Origin of the sequence: Streptomyces sp. WM4235, assembly GCF_001279725.1 — a bacterium.
GTDB lineage: Bacteria > Actinomycetota > Actinomycetes > Streptomycetales > Streptomycetaceae > Streptomyces.
In genome coordinates this window covers 1-19,621 of record NZ_LGDE01000393.1, presented here as the reverse complement: position 1 = coordinate 19,621, position 19,621 = coordinate 1, and the positions used below count along the sequence as shown (strand labels likewise).

Annotated in this window: 14 protein-coding genes and 2 pseudogenes; 12 read left to right on the top strand and 4 right to left on the bottom strand. The window is 69.1% G+C overall.

Translation table 11 applies throughout. From position 1 onward, the window contains the following. The first annotated feature begins 101 nt into the window (after positions 1 to 101). The 4 genes from ADK55_RS23425 to ADK55_RS23410 all read left to right on the top strand — a co-directional run bounded on the left by ADK55_RS23425 (position 102) and on the right by ADK55_RS23410 (position 7,901). On the top strand, positions 102 to 4,895 hold the full coding sequence (locus ADK55_RS23425; RefSeq protein WP_234350214.1) for a ricin-type beta-trefoil lectin domain protein: 4,794 nt from the start codon (positions 102 to 104) through the stop codon (positions 4,893 to 4,895). Beyond that, a complete protein-coding gene (locus tag ADK55_RS23420; RefSeq protein ID WP_053681759.1) occupies positions 4,892 to 6,211 on the top strand; it encodes a hypothetical protein in 1,320 nt (439 codons plus the stop codon). Before ADK55_RS23425 ends, ADK55_RS23420 begins: the two co-directional genes overlap by 4 nt. Before the next feature lie 674 nt (positions 6,212 to 6,885). After that, positions 6,886 to 7,233 (top strand): beta/gamma crystallin domain-containing protein, encoded by a 348-nt coding sequence (locus ADK55_RS23415; protein ID WP_063839597.1) that lies wholly within the window; start codon positions 6,886 to 6,888, stop codon positions 7,231 to 7,233. 152 nt (positions 7,234 to 7,385) lie between these two features. After that, positions 7,386 to 7,901 carry a hypothetical protein gene (locus ADK55_RS23410; protein WP_078999312.1) on the top strand — a complete coding sequence of 172 codons (516 nt, stop codon included), beginning with the start codon at positions 7,386 to 7,388 and terminating at the stop codon, positions 7,899 to 7,901. Positions 7,902 to 8,549: 648 nt separating this feature from the next. Here ADK55_RS23410 and ADK55_RS40060 read toward each other — a convergent pair. Beyond that, positions 8,550 to 8,702 (bottom strand): annotated as a pseudogene (locus tag ADK55_RS40060) (transposase); the annotation flags it as partial. A 54-nt stretch (positions 8,703 to 8,756) separates the two neighbouring features. After that, positions 8,757 to 9,194 carry a MarR family winged helix-turn-helix transcriptional regulator gene (locus ADK55_RS23405; protein ID WP_053681758.1) on the bottom strand — a complete coding sequence of 146 codons (438 nt, stop codon included), beginning with the start codon at positions 9,192 to 9,194 and terminating at the stop codon, positions 8,757 to 8,759. 77 nt (positions 9,195 to 9,271) lie between these two features. Here ADK55_RS23405 and ADK55_RS23400 point away from each other — a divergent pair, with 77 nt between their 5' ends. The 6 genes and pseudogenes from ADK55_RS23400 (at position 9,272) to ADK55_RS41030 (ending at position 15,444) form a co-directional block, all read left to right on the top strand. Then, on the top strand, positions 9,272 to 10,597 hold the full coding sequence (locus ADK55_RS23400) for an amidohydrolase family protein (protein ID WP_078999310.1): 1,326 nt from the start codon (positions 9,272 to 9,274) through the stop codon (positions 10,595 to 10,597). A 326-nt stretch (positions 10,598 to 10,923) separates the two neighbouring features. After that, on the top strand, positions 10,924 to 11,364 hold the full coding sequence (locus ADK55_RS23395; protein WP_053681756.1) for a hypothetical protein: 441 nt from the start codon (positions 10,924 to 10,926) through the stop codon (positions 11,362 to 11,364). Positions 11,365 to 12,881: 1,517 nt separating this feature from the next. After that, the gene (locus ADK55_RS40055) at positions 12,882 to 13,913 is read left to right on the top strand and encodes a helix-turn-helix domain-containing protein (RefSeq protein WP_234350211.1); all 1,032 of its coding nucleotides are present in this window, start codon (positions 12,882 to 12,884) and stop codon (positions 13,911 to 13,913) included. A gap of 15 nt (positions 13,914 to 13,928) precedes the next feature. Next, positions 13,929 to 14,921: a PQQ-binding-like beta-propeller repeat protein gene (locus ADK55_RS23385; RefSeq protein WP_053681755.1), complete on the top strand. Its 993-nt coding sequence runs from the start codon at positions 13,929 to 13,931 to the stop codon at positions 14,919 to 14,921. A 61-nt stretch (positions 14,922 to 14,982) separates the two neighbouring features. Further along, a pseudogene (locus ADK55_RS41035) lies at positions 14,983 to 15,183 on the top strand (hypothetical protein); the annotation flags it as partial. A gap of 3 nt (positions 15,184 to 15,186) precedes the next feature. Further along, positions 15,187 to 15,444: a WD40 repeat domain-containing protein gene (locus ADK55_RS41030; protein WP_420713682.1), complete on the top strand. Its 258-nt coding sequence runs from the start codon at positions 15,187 to 15,189 to the stop codon at positions 15,442 to 15,444. Positions 15,445 to 15,970: 526 nt separating this feature from the next. On the opposite strand, the gene ADK55_RS23375 is transcribed toward ADK55_RS41030, so the two are convergent. After that, a complete protein-coding gene (locus ADK55_RS23375) occupies positions 15,971 to 16,933 on the bottom strand; it encodes an SDR family NAD(P)-dependent oxidoreductase (RefSeq protein ID WP_053681753.1) in 963 nt (320 codons plus the stop codon). Positions 16,934 to 17,064: 131 nt separating this feature from the next. Between ADK55_RS23375 and ADK55_RS23370 the strand changes: the two genes are divergently transcribed. Both ADK55_RS23370 and ADK55_RS23365 read left to right on the top strand, forming a co-directional pair. Beyond that, a complete protein-coding gene (locus ADK55_RS23370) occupies positions 17,065 to 18,261 on the top strand; it encodes a sensor histidine kinase (RefSeq protein ID WP_063839595.1) in 1,197 nt (398 codons plus the stop codon). Then, on the top strand, positions 18,258 to 18,911 hold the full coding sequence (locus ADK55_RS23365; protein ID WP_053681751.1) for a response regulator transcription factor: 654 nt from the start codon (positions 18,258 to 18,260) through the stop codon (positions 18,909 to 18,911). The genes ADK55_RS23370 and ADK55_RS23365 overlap by 4 nt, the downstream gene beginning before the upstream one ends. Before the next feature lie 302 nt (positions 18,912 to 19,213). Here the strand turns inward: ADK55_RS23365 and ADK55_RS23360 are convergent. Beyond that, the coding region (locus tag ADK55_RS23360) for a hypothetical protein (RefSeq protein ID WP_234350210.1) at positions 19,214 to 19,621 on the bottom strand (408 nt) is incomplete at its 5' end.

Sequence of the window (19,621 nt, the reverse complement as noted above, 5' to 3'; positions counted from 1 at the left end):
AGTCACCGCCCGGCCCCCTCGACCGGACGGAACTCGCGGGCAACTCGTACGACTGGTTCGACGACACCACCGCGGAGCAACTGCGGCAGGACCAGTGCCTGATGGCCGATGTGCTGCGGCTGGGCGGTCCGGCCATGGCAGGCACCGCTCAGGACGGGCTCAACCAGCCTGCGGACAAGCTGCGCGTGCTGGCGAACCGCCAGCACTGGCAGGACACGCCGCTCTCCCAGGCGTACGCGCTGGACCGGACCGCCGCCAACAAGGAACTGGCGGACATCAACGCCCTCCGGGACAGCTGGAAGAAACCCCTCGCCGGGCTGACGACCCCGGCCGGCATCAATGACGCGACGTTCCACTGGCCGCCCGGCATCAGCGAGGGCGTGGACTTCCACACCCAGACCGGGCTGACCTCGTGGATCGCGGACCAGTACTGGAAGAACGAGAGCGACTTCTACGCGGACCCCACCCCCAAGGCCGACGAGAAGACCCGCAAGGCCGTATCCGACCTGGGCACCCCTCTGTACGGCAAGGACCCGGACGCGGCGACGAGCACCAACTTGGACCGTGACCGTGCCGAGCACGCCGGGTTCGAGTGGCTGAAGGAAGCCACCTTCGAGCCCACGGGCGCGGACAACGCCCGGCTCTTCCTCGCCTCCGGCGGCTTCCCCCGTACCGGCCCCACGCCGGGCACGGCGGAGTACCGGGTCGCGGTCGAGGACATGAAGACCCGCTTCTCGACCTGCGCCTGGCGCGATGCGGTCGACCCGAACAAGGTCCTCGGCGATGTCTCCGCGACGGCCGCCACCGAGTGGCAGCAGGAGATCGGTTCCCAGGCCGCCCAGCGCAACCAGGTCGTGAACGCCGGCAAGGACGCCACCAAGGCGCTCGCCGCCGGAGCCGAGGCCCTGGGCCAGATGCTCGGCCACTCGTGGGTCGCCGACCACCTCACCCGCTGGCAGGACCACTGGTCGGCGGGCGGCGTCGGCTGGATCGGTGAAGCCGACGGAATCATCGAACTGCAGGGTGCGAAAGGCAAGTGCCTGGACGTCCAGGGCGGCGGGACGGCCGACGGCACCCCCGTCCAGGTCTACACCTGCAACGGCGGGGCCCAGCAGGGGTGGCGGGTGTGGGGTGACGACCACGGCCTGTACCTGCGCAACGCCAAGTCCTTCAAGTGTCTCGAAGTCGCCGGGAACGGCAAGACGGACGGTACGAAGCTCCAGATCGCCACGTGCAACAGCGGCCCCGCGCAGGTCTGGGCGTACACGCCCCGCGCGACCACCGCGCTCAAGCACGTCAGCTCGGGCAAGTGCCTGAACTTCCCGACGTACGACCTCAGCAGGGACGCGCTGCTCGCCACGTGCACCGGCGGAGGCCCGCAGCAGGTCAACATCAAGCCGTCCGGCCACACCGGCGAGGTCCAGCCCAAGGCGCACTTCGACCAGGCGACGAAGGGCATCGCGGACGCCCAGGCGAACGCGAAGAAGCAGCTCGCCCTGCTCAAGCAGCAGGCCATCGCCGCGAAGGCGGCGGCCACGACTTCGGACGCGGCCGTGCAGGCCGCTTACGCCATCGCGGACAAGAACGGCGCGCCGCGTGGCCGCGGCATGCTGGTTGGTCTGCAGAAGGCCCAGGTCACCAAGGGTGTCTCCGCCGCGCTCGACGCGATGGTGAAGGCCGGTGAGACCGCGGAGGCGGCCACCCGTGCCTCCGGCGCGGACAGCGACACCATCGCGCAGCGCGCTCTGGCCCAGGCCGCGCAGTCGAAGGCGGAGTTCCGCCGGGAGGCCGCGCACACGGCCGAGCTCCAGGCGAAGGCCGCCGCGGATGCGGCCAAGACGCACCGGGACAACGCCAAGAAGGAAGCGGACACCGCGAAGGCGAAGCTCGGTGAGGCGCTGAAGGCGGAGGCCGACGCGAAGGCGGCTGCCGCCAACGCCCACGCGAAGCGGCTCGCGGCCGAGGCCGAGGAGGCCACGGCGAAGAAGGAGAAGGAAACCGCGGCCCTCAAGCAGAGCGAAGCCGCCCAGCACAAGAAGAACGCGGAAGCGGAGGCGACGAAGGCAAGCAACGCCAGGACCAAGGCCGAAGCCGCCGAGGCGACCGCGGTCGAGCACAGGAACGGCGCCTTCAAGGCCCGCGACACCGCCAAGGCCAAGCGCGACGACGCCTGGGAAGCGGAACAGAAGGCCGACGCCGCGCGCGCCAAGGCGGACGCCAAGGCCGCCTACGCCGCCTCCCTCGATGCCGCCCCGGAGGCCACCGCCGCACGCGCGGCAGCCGATCAGGCGAACAAGTACGCGACGGACGCGGAGACGGCGGCCGGCAGGGCGCGCGGCGAGGCCGACGCGGCGACGAAGGCCGCCTCCGATGCCGACGCGGCCGCGACCCGCGCCGAGGCGGCGGCCAAGCGCTCGCGCGCCGACGCCGACGCCGCCCAGGCAGAGAAGCTGAAGGCGGACGCCGCCGTGCGCACCGCGACCAGCGCCACCGCAGACGCGATCGCCGCTTCACAGCGCGCCGCGTTCTCCGCGCGGGCCGCCGTCTCACAGGCCAACGAGGCGGAAGCACAGGCCAAGACGGCCAAGTCCCAGGCGGACATGGCGAGCGTGGAAGTCGGCAAGGCCCGGGCCGCATCGGCGAAGGCGGCGGGTTACGCCCATGTGACCGCCCAGGCCGCGGTGGACGCGGGCAAGGCGGCCGCGCAGGTCGCCAAGCCCGCGAACGACGCGATCCAGCTCGGTTCGCCCTACGTCACCACCGACTCGGCCGCGAGCCTCGTCGTGCTGACCGGGCAGGCGTCGAAGAGCATCGCCGAACAGCAGAAGGCCATCGCCGACGCGCACGCCAAGAACGCGCAGGAGGAGGCCGCCTCGGCCAAGGTCATAGCCGATCAGGCGCAGGGTGACGCGAAGGCCGCGTACGAGCACGCGGCGACTGCCGCGAAGCATGCCTCGGACGCCCGTACCTACGCCAAGGAGGCTCTCGGCTACTCGGCCGACGCGGCGAAGTCGGCGTCGATGGCGGCCGCGTCGCTGGCGCGCAGCACCGAGTTCGCCGGCCAGGCCGCGGCGGACGCCGTGGCCGCGGACCAGGCGGCCGGACGCTCCGAGGGCTACGCCAAGGCGGCCCGGGAGTCCGCCGACCAGGCGGCCCTCGACGCCGCCGCGGCCCGCGCTGCGGCGACCCGCGCCGAAGGGGACGCGAAGAGCGCCCGGGCGGCCGCCGACCGCGCCGCCATCGCCGCGACCGAGGCCGAACAGGCCGCGAAGGACGCGGACAAGTACGCCAAGGAGGCCCAGGAAGCCGCCGACAGGGCGGAGAAGGCCGCCCAGGCGAAGCAGATCGACACCGGAACGGTCCCCGACCTGGCCGGCGGGTCCATCGGACGCATGTTCTATCTGGTCAACCGCACCGAGCAGATCGGTGATCCGCAGACCCTGAAGAAGACGGCCGGCTGCGAAGGCTGGATCGACGCCCTCTTCTACAAGGGCGACTGCACGATGACCATCAGGATCCGGTACAAGGCCTTCCTCGACCTGTACCTGTGCGCGGCCGAAGCCCCGGACCCGTCGACCGGCAGATGCCCCGCCAACGAGACCAAGTATCTGGGCGAGTACCCGACGGACGAGCTGACCCAGGAGATCACGCACACCATCTCGATCGGCGAGTACCAGTCGGGCATCAACCCGGTGGACATCCTCTTCGGGCACTGGATCAAGTGCGCAAAGCTGTGGCCCGGTGGTGAGGGCGGCAGTTGGGGCGGATGCGCCTGGGCGGCCCTGGACGTCGCCCTGCTGTTCTCGGGGAAGATCCTCAAGCCCATCGCCGAGGGCATCATGGCTTCCGACGCCGCCATGCGCACCGGAATCGGCATCGCCGACGCCCTGCGGGCCCTGCGTTCGCTGAGGCTCAACCCGGAAGCCCTGGCAGCCATCGAGTACGAGGCCGGCCTGGCTGAATCGCTCTTCACCAAGTGCGAGACGAACAGCTTCCCGGCCACCACGCCCGTGCTGATGGCGGACGGATCACACCGCCCGATCAGCTCGCTTCGGGTGGGTGACGCGGTACTCGCCGGCGACCCGGCCACCGGAACGGTCCGCCCCGAGCCGGTCAGCGACACCTACCAGCACGCGGCCGACGACCTGGTCACCATCAGCCTTTCCGACGGCACCACCCTGGACACCACCCCCGGACACAAGATCTACGCCGAGAACCGCGGATGGATCCTGGCCTCGGACCTGCGCCCGGGAGACCGGCTGCTGCGTCCCGACGGCGAGCTGCTCACGGTGGCAGGAGTACGCGGCGACACCGACGCGGAATCCCGGCAGGTCTACGACCTCACGGTCAGCGGCCTGCACACCTTCTACGTCCGCGCCGAAGGATCACAGGCGTCGGACGTGCTGGTACACAACTGCCTCAAGCTCAGCGACGAACTCCTGCCGGCCCTCTCGAAGTACAAGGACTCGGGCGAGATGCACGCCCTGAGGGAGCACGTGCTTCCGACTCCGGCCGAAGCGTTCCGCATGGCGGCGGAACAGCGCGTGCCGAAGACGGTGTGGACCAGCCAGGACATAGCCCAGAAGGCCATCGAATACGTCTTCGAGGACTACTTCACCGTCGTGAGGAACGGCGAGAGGGTCCGGGACATGGAGCAGGTGAGAAAGTTCCAGCGGAAGCTCAGCAACGCGAGGGACGGAGAGATGGTTCTGGAGATCACACGGCCCTATCCCGCACTCCAGTCCTTGGGGAAGACGTACAGCACGGACGGCGTCACGGTGACCAACGCAGGTAACGTAGTCAAACTGAAACTGTTGAAGGTTACCGGTCACAGCGGCAACGGGCGCGGCGGATATGCCATCATGACCGCCTTCCCCACAGGGGTGGCTCCGTGACAGGCGAACGTCCCGCGTACTACGTACTCGGCTATGGCGAGGACTTCGGTCTGACCGCCCTGACCGAACGTCTCAGCCGCCCCGGCTCCGCCACCGACCCGGCCGCCGCGCTCGGGTTCGCGCAGGAGCTGGCCGACCAGTCAGAGGGCGAGGACGCCATCGAGCTGGGGGAGGACGCCCGCCGCCTGTTGGCGTCCGAGCTCCCGGAGCGAGTCCTGCGCACGGTATGGCTGGCCTCCACCGGCAACGCCTTCGACCCGACCGGCCACGGCATGACCTGCCGTGAATGGCTGGAGCGGATCTCGGAAGTGTCCACGGCACGGCTCCGGCGGGACAAGCCCTCCTACACTCCACCACCGGTGCGACCGGTGCGGGACGTGGGACTGTGCCAGGCGGTCGTGGCGGAACTCCGTGCCACGGCCCCGGCCCTTGTCGGCGCGTCGGCGCTGCCGGACCTCGTCGACGCCCTGGAAAGGGCGGTGACGGGTGCCGACGGTGACCTCGGCATGCGGCTGTTCCTCCGCGCGCTCAAGGCCCACGCCGTGCCCGTCCCGTACGGGCAGTACAGCCGCCTGGTGGCCCTCGGCTGGCAGTTCGGCTTCCCTCCGGGCGCCGTCCACGACGGCCTCGTGATCACCTGGCCGCCGGTCAGCGCCGCTTCCCGGCAGGGCATCAACGGGGACTTCGGGCTCTCCCGACTCGCCAGGCAGTTCACGGCGGGCTGGCACTACCGAACGCCCCGCGGGGCAGTCGCGGCCGCCGCGAAGGCCGACGGCTACGAGCGCCCTCCAGGCTCGGAGGCGGCGGTGCTCCTGGAGGACACCCGCCGGGTGCTCGACACCGGCCTCTCCGATGACGCGATCACCGTGTTGTGGCTGGCGGCAACGGACCGTGGCTACAACATCGACCGGTTCGGCATCGGCGGCCGAGAGTGGCTGGAGCAGGTCGTCGAAGTGTGCGAGGAGCACCTGACCGAGGTCGCACCCGCCTACGTCCCGGCGGCCCGTCCGCCGGCCACCGGTGCCGGCGACGAGGTCCTGCGCGAGATCCGGTGCATGTCCCCCCTCGCAGCGGGCACGGTGGTCAGCCCCGAATTCCACCCCATCGAAGGCACCACGGTGATGGAAGCCCTGGAACAGGTCACCACCCAGGTCGACCCCGACCTCGGGTTCCGGCTGCTGCTGCGCACGGTGGAGGTACTCCAGCTTCCGCTCACCGAGGAGCAGTACATGCGCTACGAGGCCCTCGCCGGCCGTTTCCACTACGACGAGGACCACCTCCACTTCTCGGTCAACCACCTGGTGCAGCGCACCTGACCCACCTGCCCGAACCGGTACGCACAACCAGAGCGCCCCTCCCTCCGGAGGGGCGCTCTGCGTCATCGGATCCTCAATCGGTGGCGTCGTTCGGCGTGCCGGGGAGAACGCGGACATGCGTATCAGGGCCGCGCCCGGATGTGCCTTGGAGATCCGGCGGGCCCGCCACCAAGCGCCATGCCCGCGCCGACCGGCCCGAGTGGAGGCTCCGCGTCACGAAATATCGGTCCAGCCTCGTCGATGCCCACCGAGAGCACCTGCGCAGACGCCGGGCCGAAGACCTCCTCGGCTCCTCGGATAGCGACATTCTCCGTCATTACCGTATGTGAGACAGAGCCGAAAACTTTACAGACCCGGGCCGTTCAATGGACAGACCCCGTCCAGGTCCTCGCGCACCTTCTTGGCACTGCCGTTCCATCGAGGTGGCGCCGGAGTTCAAGCGTAGGCAGCAATGGTCCTTCTACGCTGGTCGGAGCCGACCATTGGAGTGGCGCCCGAGCAGCCGCGCGACGCGCGGCAGACCGACGGGAGAGTTTCGAACGCCCCTTCGGCGAGCGCCCGGTGGCCCTGAAGCCACAGTGCTCGAACCGCCGCGGTGCCACACCAGAACCGCAACACCGCGCCGTGCGGTGCCATGATCGCCGCACGGGGCGCCGAGTAGAACAGGAGAAGTAATGGTTTCCGGAAAGATGAAGATGGTGCGCCTTCTGACCTCGGCACTGGCCACAGCAGGCGTGTTCACCCTGTTAGGGCCGTCCGGTATTGCCTTCGCCGGCAACGTCGACTGCCAGAGCGGTAATGACTTTCTGAAGATCTGGTCGCACGGTAGCCGCTTCGGCGATGTGAACTGCTTTGCCAACGCCGGCGTTTACAAGGTCGACGGATGGGTCGATCGGGTCTTCACCGGCAATAACGACATCAACATGTACGACTACAACGGCGCCACGGTGAGGGTGAACCGGTGGTACGACGTCACGTATCCGAACAGGCCGCTGCACATCTGGAAGGTTGAGATTCTCTAGCACGCGCGTCGCTTGGGGGCGCGACGCAACGACACCGGGTCGTGAAGAAGCTCACGTTCCGTTGGGGCGTCCGCCAGCAGGTGGTGGCAGCAGGGCAGGCACGCCTCGCCCGATCATGGAGTTCTCTACGCTTCATGCTCACTGGGGGATCCGTGCCTGCCGTCCCCTCATGCACTCTCGACCCGATCCGCGACCAATTCCTCGCGCTGTTGCCCGTGCGCGAGGACCGGCATCCGCTGGGCTGTCACAACCCGCGGATCAGCGACACCGTCGACTTCGGCTGTCTGGTACAGGTCCCGTTGATCACCGAGCCCGCACCGGCCAACACGCGCGACCACACCCTGCCGGCCGCCACCCTCGACCGCTTCACCGCCCTGGAGTCGACCCTCGGACCACTGCCGGAGCACATCCACCTCGCCGTGGACGCCGGATACGACTACCGAAAGGTCAACGACGGCCTGGCCGTCCGCCGGATCGACGCCCACACCGACGCCCACATCGCCGCACGCGGCGCGAAGACCCCGATCCAGACCGGACGTCTCTGGGTGGTGGAGCGCACGAACTCCTGGATGAACAACTTCGGAAAGCTCCGACGCTGCACCGAACGCCGGAGAGCGGTTGTCGATTTCTTCCTCGCCCTGGCCTCCACCATCATCACCGTCCGCTGACTGATACGTCGCGCCTGGTCCCTCCACCGCTGGGCCACCCCCCCCGGCCCCGGAACCCACGCACCCGATGACCCGCTGGCGGATGCCCTTGCCTGGCTGCGGATTCGCTGCAGGGACACACCCGCGAGGCGGGCCACGGCCGGGGCGGGAACCGCTGGATCGAGTTCGCCACGGTGGGACAACCCGCTCTTCCCCGCATGCCCGCCAGGCGATCCGGCTCAAGCGCCGCCGCGTGAACGACTGTTCTGGCGTCCGGGGCGTTTCAGAGTCCCGGTGATGACACGGGTCCGCAGGCCGGAGCGGTCCGGAGGATCCGGGTCGGTCCGTCACGTACGCATCGAAGCTCCAGTTGAACGAGGTGACCTTGCCAAGTCGCCTTGATCGCTGGAGCTTCGATGTGCCGTCAGCCTTCCATCGCCCGACTCGTGAGGTCGCCCGCGCTGGAGGGCATGGGGGAGGCTCTCGCCGGTGGAACGGTTGCGATTGCTGCCTGATCCGCGTCGGGCGGGGGGTGTGTCGCCCGCTCGTGGCGGTGCTGCTGGTTGCCGTCCGTACGGTGGTCGCCGGTGGGGCGAGAGGAGGGAGCCCTGAAGTTCGAGGCGGCGTCCCCGGGGGACGGCGAGACGCTTGAAGTGAGTGGAGCGGTGTGAAGGGCCAGGTGGTCCCAGCGAGCAGAACGAACCACACGCCTTGCAGGCACAGCCGGTCGTCCACCGGACGAGGGCCCGGGGACCGCTCCGGCCACGGCGGCAACACCGGCTCGATCGGCGCCCACAGCTCGTCATCGATCGTCCACGGCACACTTCCACCACCACCAACGGACGAACCTCAGTCGCTGCGGCACCCGACGCGCTGTCAGGCCGGATTCTCCTCGAGATTGGCGACGAGCCTCGTCAGCAGGTCCACCAGGAGATCGATCTCTTCGGCGCTGAAGCCTCGCAACGCCTGATCGTTGGTTTCGAACAACACCGAGCGCACCTGTGTGAGCTTTGCCAGTCCGGTCTCGGTCAACGAGAGCAGGGTGACCCGTCGATCATGCTGGGCGACCGTGCGCTGGATGAGGCCGTCGCGGTCCATCCGGGCGAGCAGCTGGGCCATGGACGGCTGCTCGATCCGGGCCAGCCCCGCCAATTCCTTCTGGGAGAGCGCGTCGGCCTTGCTCAGCGCCGCCAGCACGGGCATCTGCGCGAACGTCAAACCCAGCGGCCGCAGTCGCCGGTCATTGATCCGAGACAGCGCACGCGAGGCGATGTTGATCAACGCGGCGGGCGCGGAACCGAACCTGGAGTGCATCACGCGTCGAGTGTATAGGTTCCTATTGACCAACTACATAGGCACCTATACAGTCAAATGCATAGGGTCCTATGTAGTTGGGGCCGTGGAGCAAAGGGAGAAAATTCGTGATCATTCGCAACGTGACTGTCATCGGCGGGCAGGAGGCCGCCCCCATCACCGGTGCCGAAGTGGTGGTGACCGACGGACGGTTCAGCGCCATCCGGCCGGCGACCGACGCGGCGCGACCGGCGCCCGGCGGCACTCCCGTGCTCGACGCGCGGGGTGGCTACCTGGTGCCGGGCCTGTGGGAGAGTCATACGCACCTGGGTGGGCACGCCTGGTTCAAGCCCGAGAACGAGCGGGCGAAGTACGTCTCCCAGTTACTCACCGACTTCTTGAGCGCCGGGGTGACCAACGTCGTCGACCTCGGCGGCCCACTGGAGATGGAGCTCGCCGCCCGCGACTACCGCGACAAGGCCACCGACGTCGCCGCCGGGTTGTTCTTCGCCGGGCCGGTGTTCACCGGTGTCAAGGGTTGGCCGGTCCTGGACGATCCGGCACGTGCCCCCATCGCCTACCAGACCGACAATGCCGACGTCGCCTATCGTCAAGCACTGGAGCTGGCCGATCAGGTCGACTTCATCAAGTGCATCTACGACGGTGAGCCCGGTGCTGCGGACAAGCTGCCCCTCGACGCCCTCAAAGGCATCGTCGCGGCCGCGCACGAGAAGGGCAAGAAGGTACTCGTGCATGTCCACGAACGCATCGACCTGGAGGAGGCGGTGGCGTCCGGCGCGGACGGCATCGAACACGCCTTCCGGCCGGAGGACCCCGGTAGTACCGCAGAGGCCCTCGACGTCGCCGCACTACTTGCGGAGACGAACACCTACTACTGCCCCACCCTGGTCACCTGGGAGCAGATCGCGCACAACGGCGAGGCCGGCTATCTGCAGCAGTTGATCGATGATGGTTTCGCCACGCACGACGACATCCCGCAGATCACCAGCCGCCCGATCTACGGGCACCAGTTCCCCCGGCATTCCGCGCAGGACTCCCGCATTCGTTTCGACTACGCGATGCGCACGCTGGCGCTGATGCACGACGCGGGAGTGAAGATCACCGCGGGCAGCGACGTGGCCATGTTGATGCCCTCGCCACCCGTCGCCCTGATGCGAGAACTGCACTTGCTGGCAAAGGCGGGCCTGCCGCTGCCCGCGGTCCTGGCGGCCGGCACCCGGCATGCGGCCGAGAAGATCGGTCAGCAGGCGACGACACCGGGGACGATTACCGTCGGAGCCATCGCCGACGCTCTGTTGCTCGACGCCGACCCCTACGTGGACATCGCGCACCTGGTCGACCGTTCCCACCACATCGGCACGTTGCGGGCTGGTCGGCCGAGCTGGGAGATGGCGTCCAGCTGAGTGGTGCCCCGGGTCGACGCCAGCGTTCCCATGGCGACCGACATCCGGCAAGGACTCGACGCGGGCCGCGCGAGCTGAAGGCCGCTGCCGAGGCTCGCGCCGACGGTCGGCCCTGCCGAGGCGCTGCTGACGACCCCGCCTCGCAGCCGCTCACCTCACCGCAGCCCGGCAGGGGTCGATCTTCATGGGCGTCGTCGCGGGGTCCGGGCTCCTTCGCCCGGTCGCGGGCCTCCCTCACGTAGGCGCCGTGCTCGGCGGCCCCCGCGCCGAACGCTTCGAGGGGCTCCAGCAGCGTCCGCCCCAATGAGCTGAAGCAAGTACTCCACGTGCGCCGGCACCGCCGGCGTACCCGCGCCGGGGACCGCATGGGCATCCGGCTCACCCTCGACCTGCCGACTTGGATGCCCATGCTCGCCCTGACCGGCGACGTGCTCCCACTGGGGCCCAAGCGGCTGCGGCAGTTCTCCGCGACTTGGCTCGTGACCACCGGACGACACCGCCGGCTCCGCCTGGCCCGCCGCCGGCCCTGGACCGAGGTGAGCACCACCACGTTCGAGCGCCCCGAGCCCTGCCGCACCCTGGCTGACCAGCGACAACGTGCCTGTCTCAACGAGAACCGCAAACCCGAGCGGTGGAACCCGGCGCCCACCCGACGCGACGGCCGGGCCATCACCCTGTCCATCACCAACCGGAGAAGCCGAAACGGCCCGCCGGATGAACCGACGGACCGTCACAAAGGAGATCGAAGTCAGGCACGACACCAGTGACTTGAGAGTCCCGGGCGCGTGGACCTTTGGCCGGAGGATTGAACATCTTGCGTTTGCGACACGGGGGTTGGAACGTCCGCGACAAACAGGCAGGGGCGTTCGGCCATCTCACCGAGGCCGACGGTGATGGCCGTGGCCAAACGGTCGGCGGGAACCCTCCGCGCGGGAAGGCGGACCACTCTCCGCGGTGCGCCTTCGGACGGCCGAGCCGGGCAACGTTCTCCTGGCTGTCAGGGACGTCGAAGGTCGTTCCGTCGATCGCCACGACACGCCACCTCCCGCACCGAGCACCGGCCGTCGACGGGTGTGGCCAGAGGCCAGCAAACTCGCCGAGCAGAGCCTTCAAGGGGCGGTGGCCCCGGCTTCCCCCGGGACCGCGAGCTCACCGCGCTGGTCGGCGCCTGCCACGCCCCCGGCCAGCGCCTTGCCCAGGCCGGCCCACGGCCGGTCGGTGAACGGCCTCCTCGTAGCCCTGTCCGGAAAACAGGCACATTGAGATTGGGCATCATTCCATTTCCGTCAATGAATCCATGCTGAAGCTGCCATTGCGGCTGCACTGTGAACCTTTGCAGGATGGGGATGCATGGAAAGCGCGACCGGCGAGGCCTTCGTGACCGTCATGACTGCGCCCGCCGGGAACTTCGGCCGTCAGTCACTCCCCGGAAACATGGAGTCTGCCTCCGCGGTCAATGAGGTGCTGCGCGTGATCGGGCGTAACCCACGCGCGCTCAGGATTACTTCCTCGGGGACAACCCCCTCAGCATCAAGCCGTCCAGTAATCAGGGGAGGTCCAATGGTCAGGAACTCCGTGATCCCCTACGGCAGGAGCGCGAATCTGGCTACTACGCTCCATCTGCGGGTCGGTCCGGAGCGCCTGACGCACAACGCGCCTCCCCCACGCCGGCCGCGGTCTCCGACCCTGCAGGGCGAGCGGAAGCCTGCTCCCGAGCCGGCACACCGTCACTTTGGCGCCGTCCCGACGAACATGCTCTGGTCCGGTGACGTGACCGAGATCGACCCCGGCGGACGAAGGCCCTACCTGGCCACGACCTTCGACCTCTTATCCCGATGCCTGCTCGGCTACGGGACGGCGCCACAACGCCGTCCTGGCCAGTGTTTCGCTCACGAGGGCCCCGGCAGCCAGGGGTGGGCCCGTGGACGGCTCGATCCTCCACTCGGATCGCGGCAGCGAAGACAGCTCCGCGGCCTGGACCGTAGGGCGCATCGGGTCGGTGCTCGACGACGCCGGGGCCGAAGCTTTCCACTCCCGATCAAGGCCGAGTACATGCACCGGCACCACTTCACCCCCCGGACACCGAAGCCGGTCTTCTGAAACACCAGCCCCCCGACGCAGCTCAACCAGGTGCCTACCACCAGTGGCGTTCTAACTGATCGTCAGCAAAGCGCGAGCCGAAGCCCATCAGAAGGCCAGGGCCGCATGACGAAGAATTCCACGGTTGCAGGGATTGCCACGGCGTTCACGATCCTGTTACGAGATCCGAGGAGAGCAAGGATTCATGACCGCGGCCGACAAGCTCGAAACGGCAGTGGAGTTTGCTATGCACATCATTGCCCCGAAGACCCCGGAGGATGGATTCGTCATCTTTCGGTGCGGCCGGGAGGAGCAGACGGGTACGGCATATCCGGCTCCTGCCTTCGTTCCGGGCCGCAGCGGGGAATGTGAAATCAGCACTTGCGCCGTCACGGTGCTCGGCGCGGTCATCGCCGATGCGCTCAGCACGTCACTCCCGGGGACCTTACCCGGTGTGCCCTTTTGCGAGGAGAAGCGGGTGGTGGTGCACGTGGTGCGGCGCAACACCTGCTCGTTCGACCGGCACGGCGTCGGCCAGTCGACCGTCTCAGCGGGGAGGTTCCCGGTGCACCGCAGCGGCGCTGCCATCCACGAGGCAGCGCGCGACACCGCAGCAAGTGTGCTCATCCTGCCGGCCTCGTCGGTCGGTCCACTCAGGGGCGATCGGCAGATCACGGGATCGGCCGACGCCCCGGAGACGCGGATGTTCCTCGCCCACGTCCGGGTGATCGACGAGACGCTCACAGATCCGGCTCCGGCCGGGTTGCATGCCGGTCGCAACAGGCTGATCGAGTTGGGCGACGGAGTGGTGGCCGGGCAGCCCGACGGCTCCGAGCCGCAGCCGGCGTCCGTCCTGGTGCGCGCGGTGAAGGACATCATCGATCGTCGATTGACCGACCCCGACCTCTCCCCGGCGGCGCTGGCCCGTGCTCTCAACATCTCCGTACGCACCCTGCACCGGGCATTCGCGACCGCCGCTGCGGACCATTCGGGCATCAAGGGCGGGACCATTGCCGGCAGGGCGGAGACGGTAGCCGGGTACATCCGCGGCCGCCGGCTCGAACAGGCACGGTCCGCCCTGAGCGCCCGGGCCGGGCGGCCCAGCGTCGCAGAGGTCGCCGCCCGCTGGCAGTTCGCTGACAGTAGCCACTTCATCCGGGCCTTCAAGAGCCGGTACGGTCAGACTCCGGCCGCATATGCTCGCGACTGCGACCACGCTGAGCCTCCCGGGGAGTGACTGAGCCTTTCCAGAGTGGCCACCGATCGGGTGACGGCCGGGCAGTTGTGGACCGGGGGAGAACGGAGGGCCGGCTTCGAAAACAGCGTCGGCTTCTTCACGTTCACGCACCCGGTGGTCATCACGGAGGGCGCCTCGCCGCTGGCCCTGGCCTCGTTTGTCGTGAAGCAGCCGGCGGCGGGCACGCATGCCGAGCGGGTCTTGGTAGAGCTCACTGCGGTGAACGCGGCAAGCGCGCAGGTCGCATGGCGGCTGTCACTGGACGTTCCGGAGTGGGCGAAGGACATGCAGGACCCGCTGATCCCAACGGTCGCCGCGAGCTCGGGCCGCGTGGCGCTGCTGACGGTCGGCGCCTTCAAGCCCGCCGGCCGTACCACCTACGCCATCGACCTCGTGGACCAGCGGGTGCTGTGGACACGTGACCTGCTCGAAGCGAAGGAAATCGTCAAGGGCACCATGGTGGGTATCACGAAGGATGCGATCGACAGTGGCTACCAAGCCGTTGCCGGGTACGACCTGAACACGGGAGAACAGCGCTGGCGTGGGGAGGACAGCGAGTATCCGGTCGTGGGCACGGGAGGGCCTCAATTCGTCCACGTCGGCGGGCAGAGCAAGGCTGGTGTCAGCTTCGACCGGCTGGTCGATCCGCAGACCGGGGTGATCCAGAAGGAGCTCCCGCACATGGGCAGAGACTGTGAGTACGACGGCATCGGCACCCTGGTCTGCTTCCGGAACTGGCAGGGCCTCTCCGTATGGGCCTTCGACACCTCCAACGGCGAGCTCCGGTGGACACTGCCGAAGAAGGCCACGAACCGGATCGCACCCACGGTGACCGCCGTGTGGCACGGACGGATCTACGGCAGAACCGAGAGCGGCCCGCTGACACTGGACGCCCGCACAGGCGAGGACCTGCCCACGCCCCCGAGTGTCGCGCCCTACGCCGTGAACGAGTACGTCGGCCTGGCACTCAATGGAACAGACGCGATGGCCTACCCAGCCATCGGGTGACCGAGGCCGGCGAAGAGGCTGACGCTGCGGAGGGGCGACATCGGCGGCCGGGGGTGTCACGGCCGTCGAGTTCCTTCCTCACCCGAGCACCACCTCCATCGGGCTGGTCACGGGAACGGACGACGGCACGGTCAGCCTGTGGGACACCGTATCGGGCGGCCGGATCCGCGCCCTCTCGGGCCGCGGCACGCCGGTGGATGCGATCGCCGCGGCCCCCGACGGCTCCTGGCTCGCGTGCGGCGGCGGCGCCGACGGAACGGTATGCGTGTGGGACCCGGAGTCGGGGGAGCTCCGACACTCCTTCCCCCGGGGCGGCCGTGTGCCGGCCATGGCGGCCTCCCCGTACAGCAGGTGGCTCGCCACGGCCGGCCACGACGCGACGCTGCGGATCTGGGAGGCCGCGAACGGCCGCCCCGCGGCCTGCGTCCGCGTCGAGGACCGCCTGGAGGCCTGCGCATGGCACCCGGACGGCATCACCGCCGCCGGCACCGGAGGCCTGTTCGCGTTCGACTTCCACCCCTGACGCCCCGGTGCCTACCCCCGTGCGGTAGCGATCGCGCTGTCCTGTCCGCACGATGACGAATGCACCCGCCGGACCTGGGCGCCCGCGTATGGCGTCACCTGCCTCGCCCGCGCGCCCAACGGAGCACTGGACGACAGCGAGGACATCGTCCGCTCCATCCACGGAGGCTTCGACGACACGGACCAGGATCCCGACGAGCACGCCGCCGAACTGCCGTGCGAGACCGCCGGGAGCGCGCGATGACCTTCCTCCTGGAGAGCAGCAAGGCCGGCCACATCAACTGGGAGCCGGCCGTCCCTGGTTCCGGCCGTCACCTTCGGCCCGGGCTCCGGCCGCGATCCGCGCCCCGGGTCTGAGATGGCCCGGGAGGCGTGTTCGTGCGGGGCCGGCCGTGCTTGCGAAGGGCTGCGCGCCTCGTAGCCGCGGCGGCAGGATTTGAGCGCATGCGAGATCCCGGCAGCACCGGGGCAGTCCTGAGCAGGAGTTTGCCCCGGCAGCAGGCGTCGTTCCCCGGGAGGGGCAGCCCTCACGTCCTGCTCGGCTGGATCATCCTCCGGCCCGCGGTGCTTCCGCCGTCCACGCTGATCGACGCACCCGTCATGTAGGGGAAGTCGTCGGACGCGAGCCCGAGCGCGGCCCGCGCGATCTCCTCTGCTTCGGCCATCCGTTCGAAACCGTCGACGTTGAGCGGTCCCCAAGCCTGCTTGTACTTCACCCAATCCGCGTCCGGGATGCCCGGCGGGCGGACGAAGGGGGTATCGGTGGTGCCGGGCAGCAGGGCGTTGACCCTGATCCCCTTGGGTCCGTACGCGAGGGCCGCGGACTTCACCAGGCCCTGCACCGCCCGCTTGCTCGCGGTGTACGCGGCGCTGTTCGGCCGTGCCTGTTCGGCCGCGGATGACGAGGTGCAGATGATGACGCCGCGCTGCGCCCTGAGCATGTGCGGGATCTCGTACTTGATCGCGAGGAATACGCCCCGGGCGTTGGTGGCCTGGACGTCATCCCACTCCTCGACGCTCATCTCGTGGGGCAGTTTGCCGCCGCCGATGCCGGCGTTGTTGAAGGCGACGTCGATGCCGCCGTAACGGCTCGCGACCCGGTCCACGAAGCCGCGAACCTGGTCTTCCAGGCGGATGTCGGCCTCGATGTACGTGGCTTCGCCGCCGGCGTCCCGGATCTCGCGTTCCACCTGGCGCCCCAACTCGGCGCGCCTGCCGCAGAACCCGACATGGGCGCCCTCCAGTGCGAACGCCTTCGCCGCCGCCCTGCCTATGCCGGATGTGCCACCCGTGATGAGCACGGACTTCCCCTGGAAGCGGCCGGCCTTGTCACGGGACCTCGACGGGGCGCCGGCGGCGTGGGCGGTGGTGCCGAAGGCCGCGATCCCGAGCCCCAGAACGGCCGCACCACCGAGGACGGACCGCCGTCCCCTGGCCGGGGATTCAGCGTCTGCGTCGGAGCTCGTGGAGGTATGCGCATTGGTATCCATGCCGCTCACTCTCGCCGCCCGACCAGGGTCCCCGACTCCCTCCACGGGCCGGACATCCCGGCCGGTGGGAGGAGGCGGCCTCCTCCCATGGCAGGACCCCGGGCGTACGGGTGTCCGCCTATCGTGGGAGTGTGAACAGAGCTTGGATCGAGCCTGCGTTCGACAGAAGATTCGCCGGCCTGCGCATCCTGGTGCTTGCCGGCGTCATGATCGGCTACGTACTCCTCCTACAGCGGCCGTCCGGGACGCGGGACTGGGCCCTGGCCGCAGCCGGGCTCGCGCTGTGCCTGGCCGCGGGGAAATGGGTGTTCGGTGCGCTCCTGGCGCAGTCGGTTCTGCTCGTGGCCGCACACGCGCTGGGCGCGAGCACCGTCGCCTCGTTGAAGGTGCTGGCCGCCGTCACCCTCTTCGAGCTGGCGGTACAGCAGTCCGGACGCCGCCTCGCCGCCGCGGCGACGGCACTGGCACTCGCCGTCGCCGCGAACCGCCTTGAGGACCTGCCCGGCGAACTCCTGCCGGTGCTCTACAAGATGGGGATCGTCGCAGGTCTGCCGCTGCTCCTGGGCGCGTACGTACGCGTGACCCGCGACGCTGCGGTGCATGCCCGTCGACACGCGCAGCAGCAGGAGCTCCGTGCCGAACAACAACTGCTGGCCGCCCGCGAGGCGGAGCGCACGACCATTGCGCGCGAGTTGCACGACCTCGTGGCCCACCACGTCTCTTCCATGATGCTGCGCGTCGGTGTCGCCCGGCATGTCACCGCGGCCACCAGCACCCCCACCGACCCGCGGATCTCCGAGGTCCTCGACGACCTGCACACCAGTGCCGGCGCGGCACTGTCGGACCTGCGGCGCCTGGTCGCCGTACTGCGAGCCCCGGACCGGACCGGTCCCGGCACCGGCTCCCTGGTCGAGCCCGGAGCCCTGCCGGTGGCTTTGGAGGCAGTGGTGGAACACAGCCGCCGGACCGGCCTGACGGTAACCGCTTCCGTGGATCCCCGCCTCGCACGGCTCGACGCGGTACGTGGCCTCGCGGTCCTGCGCTTGGCCCAGGAGGGCTTGGCCAACGCGGCCAAGCACGGCGGGCCCGGCGCACACGCCGAGCTGGCCGTACGGGTGGCCGATGACGCCGTTCACGTGACGATCCACGACGACGGCGCCGGAAGGGCCCGGCCACCGGCCTCCGGCCCTTCCGGACACGGCTTGATCGGCATGCGTGAACGCGTGGACCTGCTCGGCGGCCGACTGGATGCGGGCCCCGCCGCCCAGGGCTGGCGGCTCACGGCCGAACTTCCCTCCCTCGCATCCGACATGGAGCCCCACCTGTGATCCGCATCCTCGTCGTCGACGACCAGCAGCTCGTCCGTATGGGACTGCGCATGCTCTTCGAGCAGGCGCGGGACATCGAGATCCTGGGCGAGGCGGACAACGGCGCGGAGGCGGTACGACTGGCGGAACACCTGACTCCCGACGTCGTCCTCATGGATTTGAGAATGCCCGGCATGGACGGCATCACCGCCACCCGCCGCATCCTGACCGCACGCCCCGCCACCCGGGTCGTTGCCCTCACCACGTTCGACGACGACGACCATCTGTATCCGGTACTCGCGGCCGGAGCCTGCGGTTTCCTCGTCAAGGACACCCCGCCGGCCGAACTCCTGGAGGCCGTACGCCGGGCCGCCAACGGAGAGGCGCCCTTCAGCCGGGACGTCCTCGACCGCCTCGTCGCCCAGGCCCTCCACACCCGTTCCTCCTCGGACGCTCCGACGGACATGCCGGTGCCGGCCATCACCCCGCGCGAACGTGAGGTGCTTGGACTGCTCGGCGTGGGCCTGTCCAACAAGGAGATCGCCGATCGGCTGCATCTCGGGGTCACCACGGTGAAGACGCACGTGGCCAGCCTGATGACAAAAACGGGCCGGGACAACCGCATCCGTCTCGCTGTCCTCGCCGTCCTCACCGGCATTACACCGAACTGACCCGCCGGACCGGGTGATCGCCGCGTGGCAGGGCATTGCGCGGCGCCGGACATGATCGCCTGCCCGGTTCCGTGGCCGTACGTAGACGGCTGTTGTCCGCCGCATCCCCGAACGCGGATAACTCCTCCACCCACTCCGGGGAATTGTGGCACTTGAGCGGGCGTCATCACCGCACTGTGCTCAGGCCGCCGACGTCATAGGACGTCGAAGACGGTCACGCTCCTGGCCTCAGGGCCGAAGGTACCAGTCCACGAGCGCCGGGGGAGGACCACCTCGGCCTTTCTGTTGGCCTCCCACGCCTTCTACTTCATGGCCTGGAGATCTTCCGCTTTTGCCGCGCGCAGGCTTGATTCGATGACGAAATGCCGCGCCCAATCGTAGTCGTCGGCTGTTACCTCCTCCAGGTCCTTTCCGACGGTAGAGCGCTCACTCCCGTCGCCGAAGGTGTGCACCTCGGGCGTCAAAATCTGGAAGCGAGCCATGCTCGGATAGTCGATTCCGAAACTGATGGCCATCAGTGTGTGTTGGGCAATCTCCATGAAAGTAAGGTGTGTGCTGCGGTAGTCGACGGGGCCGGCCATCACGAAGACGTCGTCCGGTACTCCTCGGTTGCGCCGGCGGCGATGACCCACATCGGCATGGCCCTGGGCGGACTGGCCGGACTGATCACGGCCGGGCAGATGGCGCACGCCTACGGGACCCCGCCTCAC

What these genes read in the sequence shown, in the direction of transcription:
- ADK55_RS23405 (WP_053681758.1), bottom strand. Translation starts at nt 9,194, where the DNA reads ATGCACTCCAGGTTCGGTTCCGCGCCCGCCGCGTTGATCAACATCGCC.
- ADK55_RS40055 (WP_234350211.1), top strand. Translation starts at nt 12,882, where the DNA reads ATGACCGCGGCCGACAAGCTCGAAACGGCAGTGGAGTTTGCTATGCAC.
- ADK55_RS23375 (WP_053681753.1), bottom strand. Translation starts at nt 16,933, where the DNA reads ATGGATACCAATGCGCATACCTCCACGAGCTCCGACGCAGACGCTGAA.
- ADK55_RS23425 (WP_234350214.1), top strand. Translation starts at nt 102, where the DNA reads ATGGCCGATGTGCTGCGGCTGGGCGGTCCGGCCATGGCAGGCACCGCT.
- ADK55_RS23415 (WP_063839597.1), top strand. Translation starts at nt 6,886, where the DNA reads ATGGTTTCCGGAAAGATGAAGATGGTGCGCCTTCTGACCTCGGCACTG.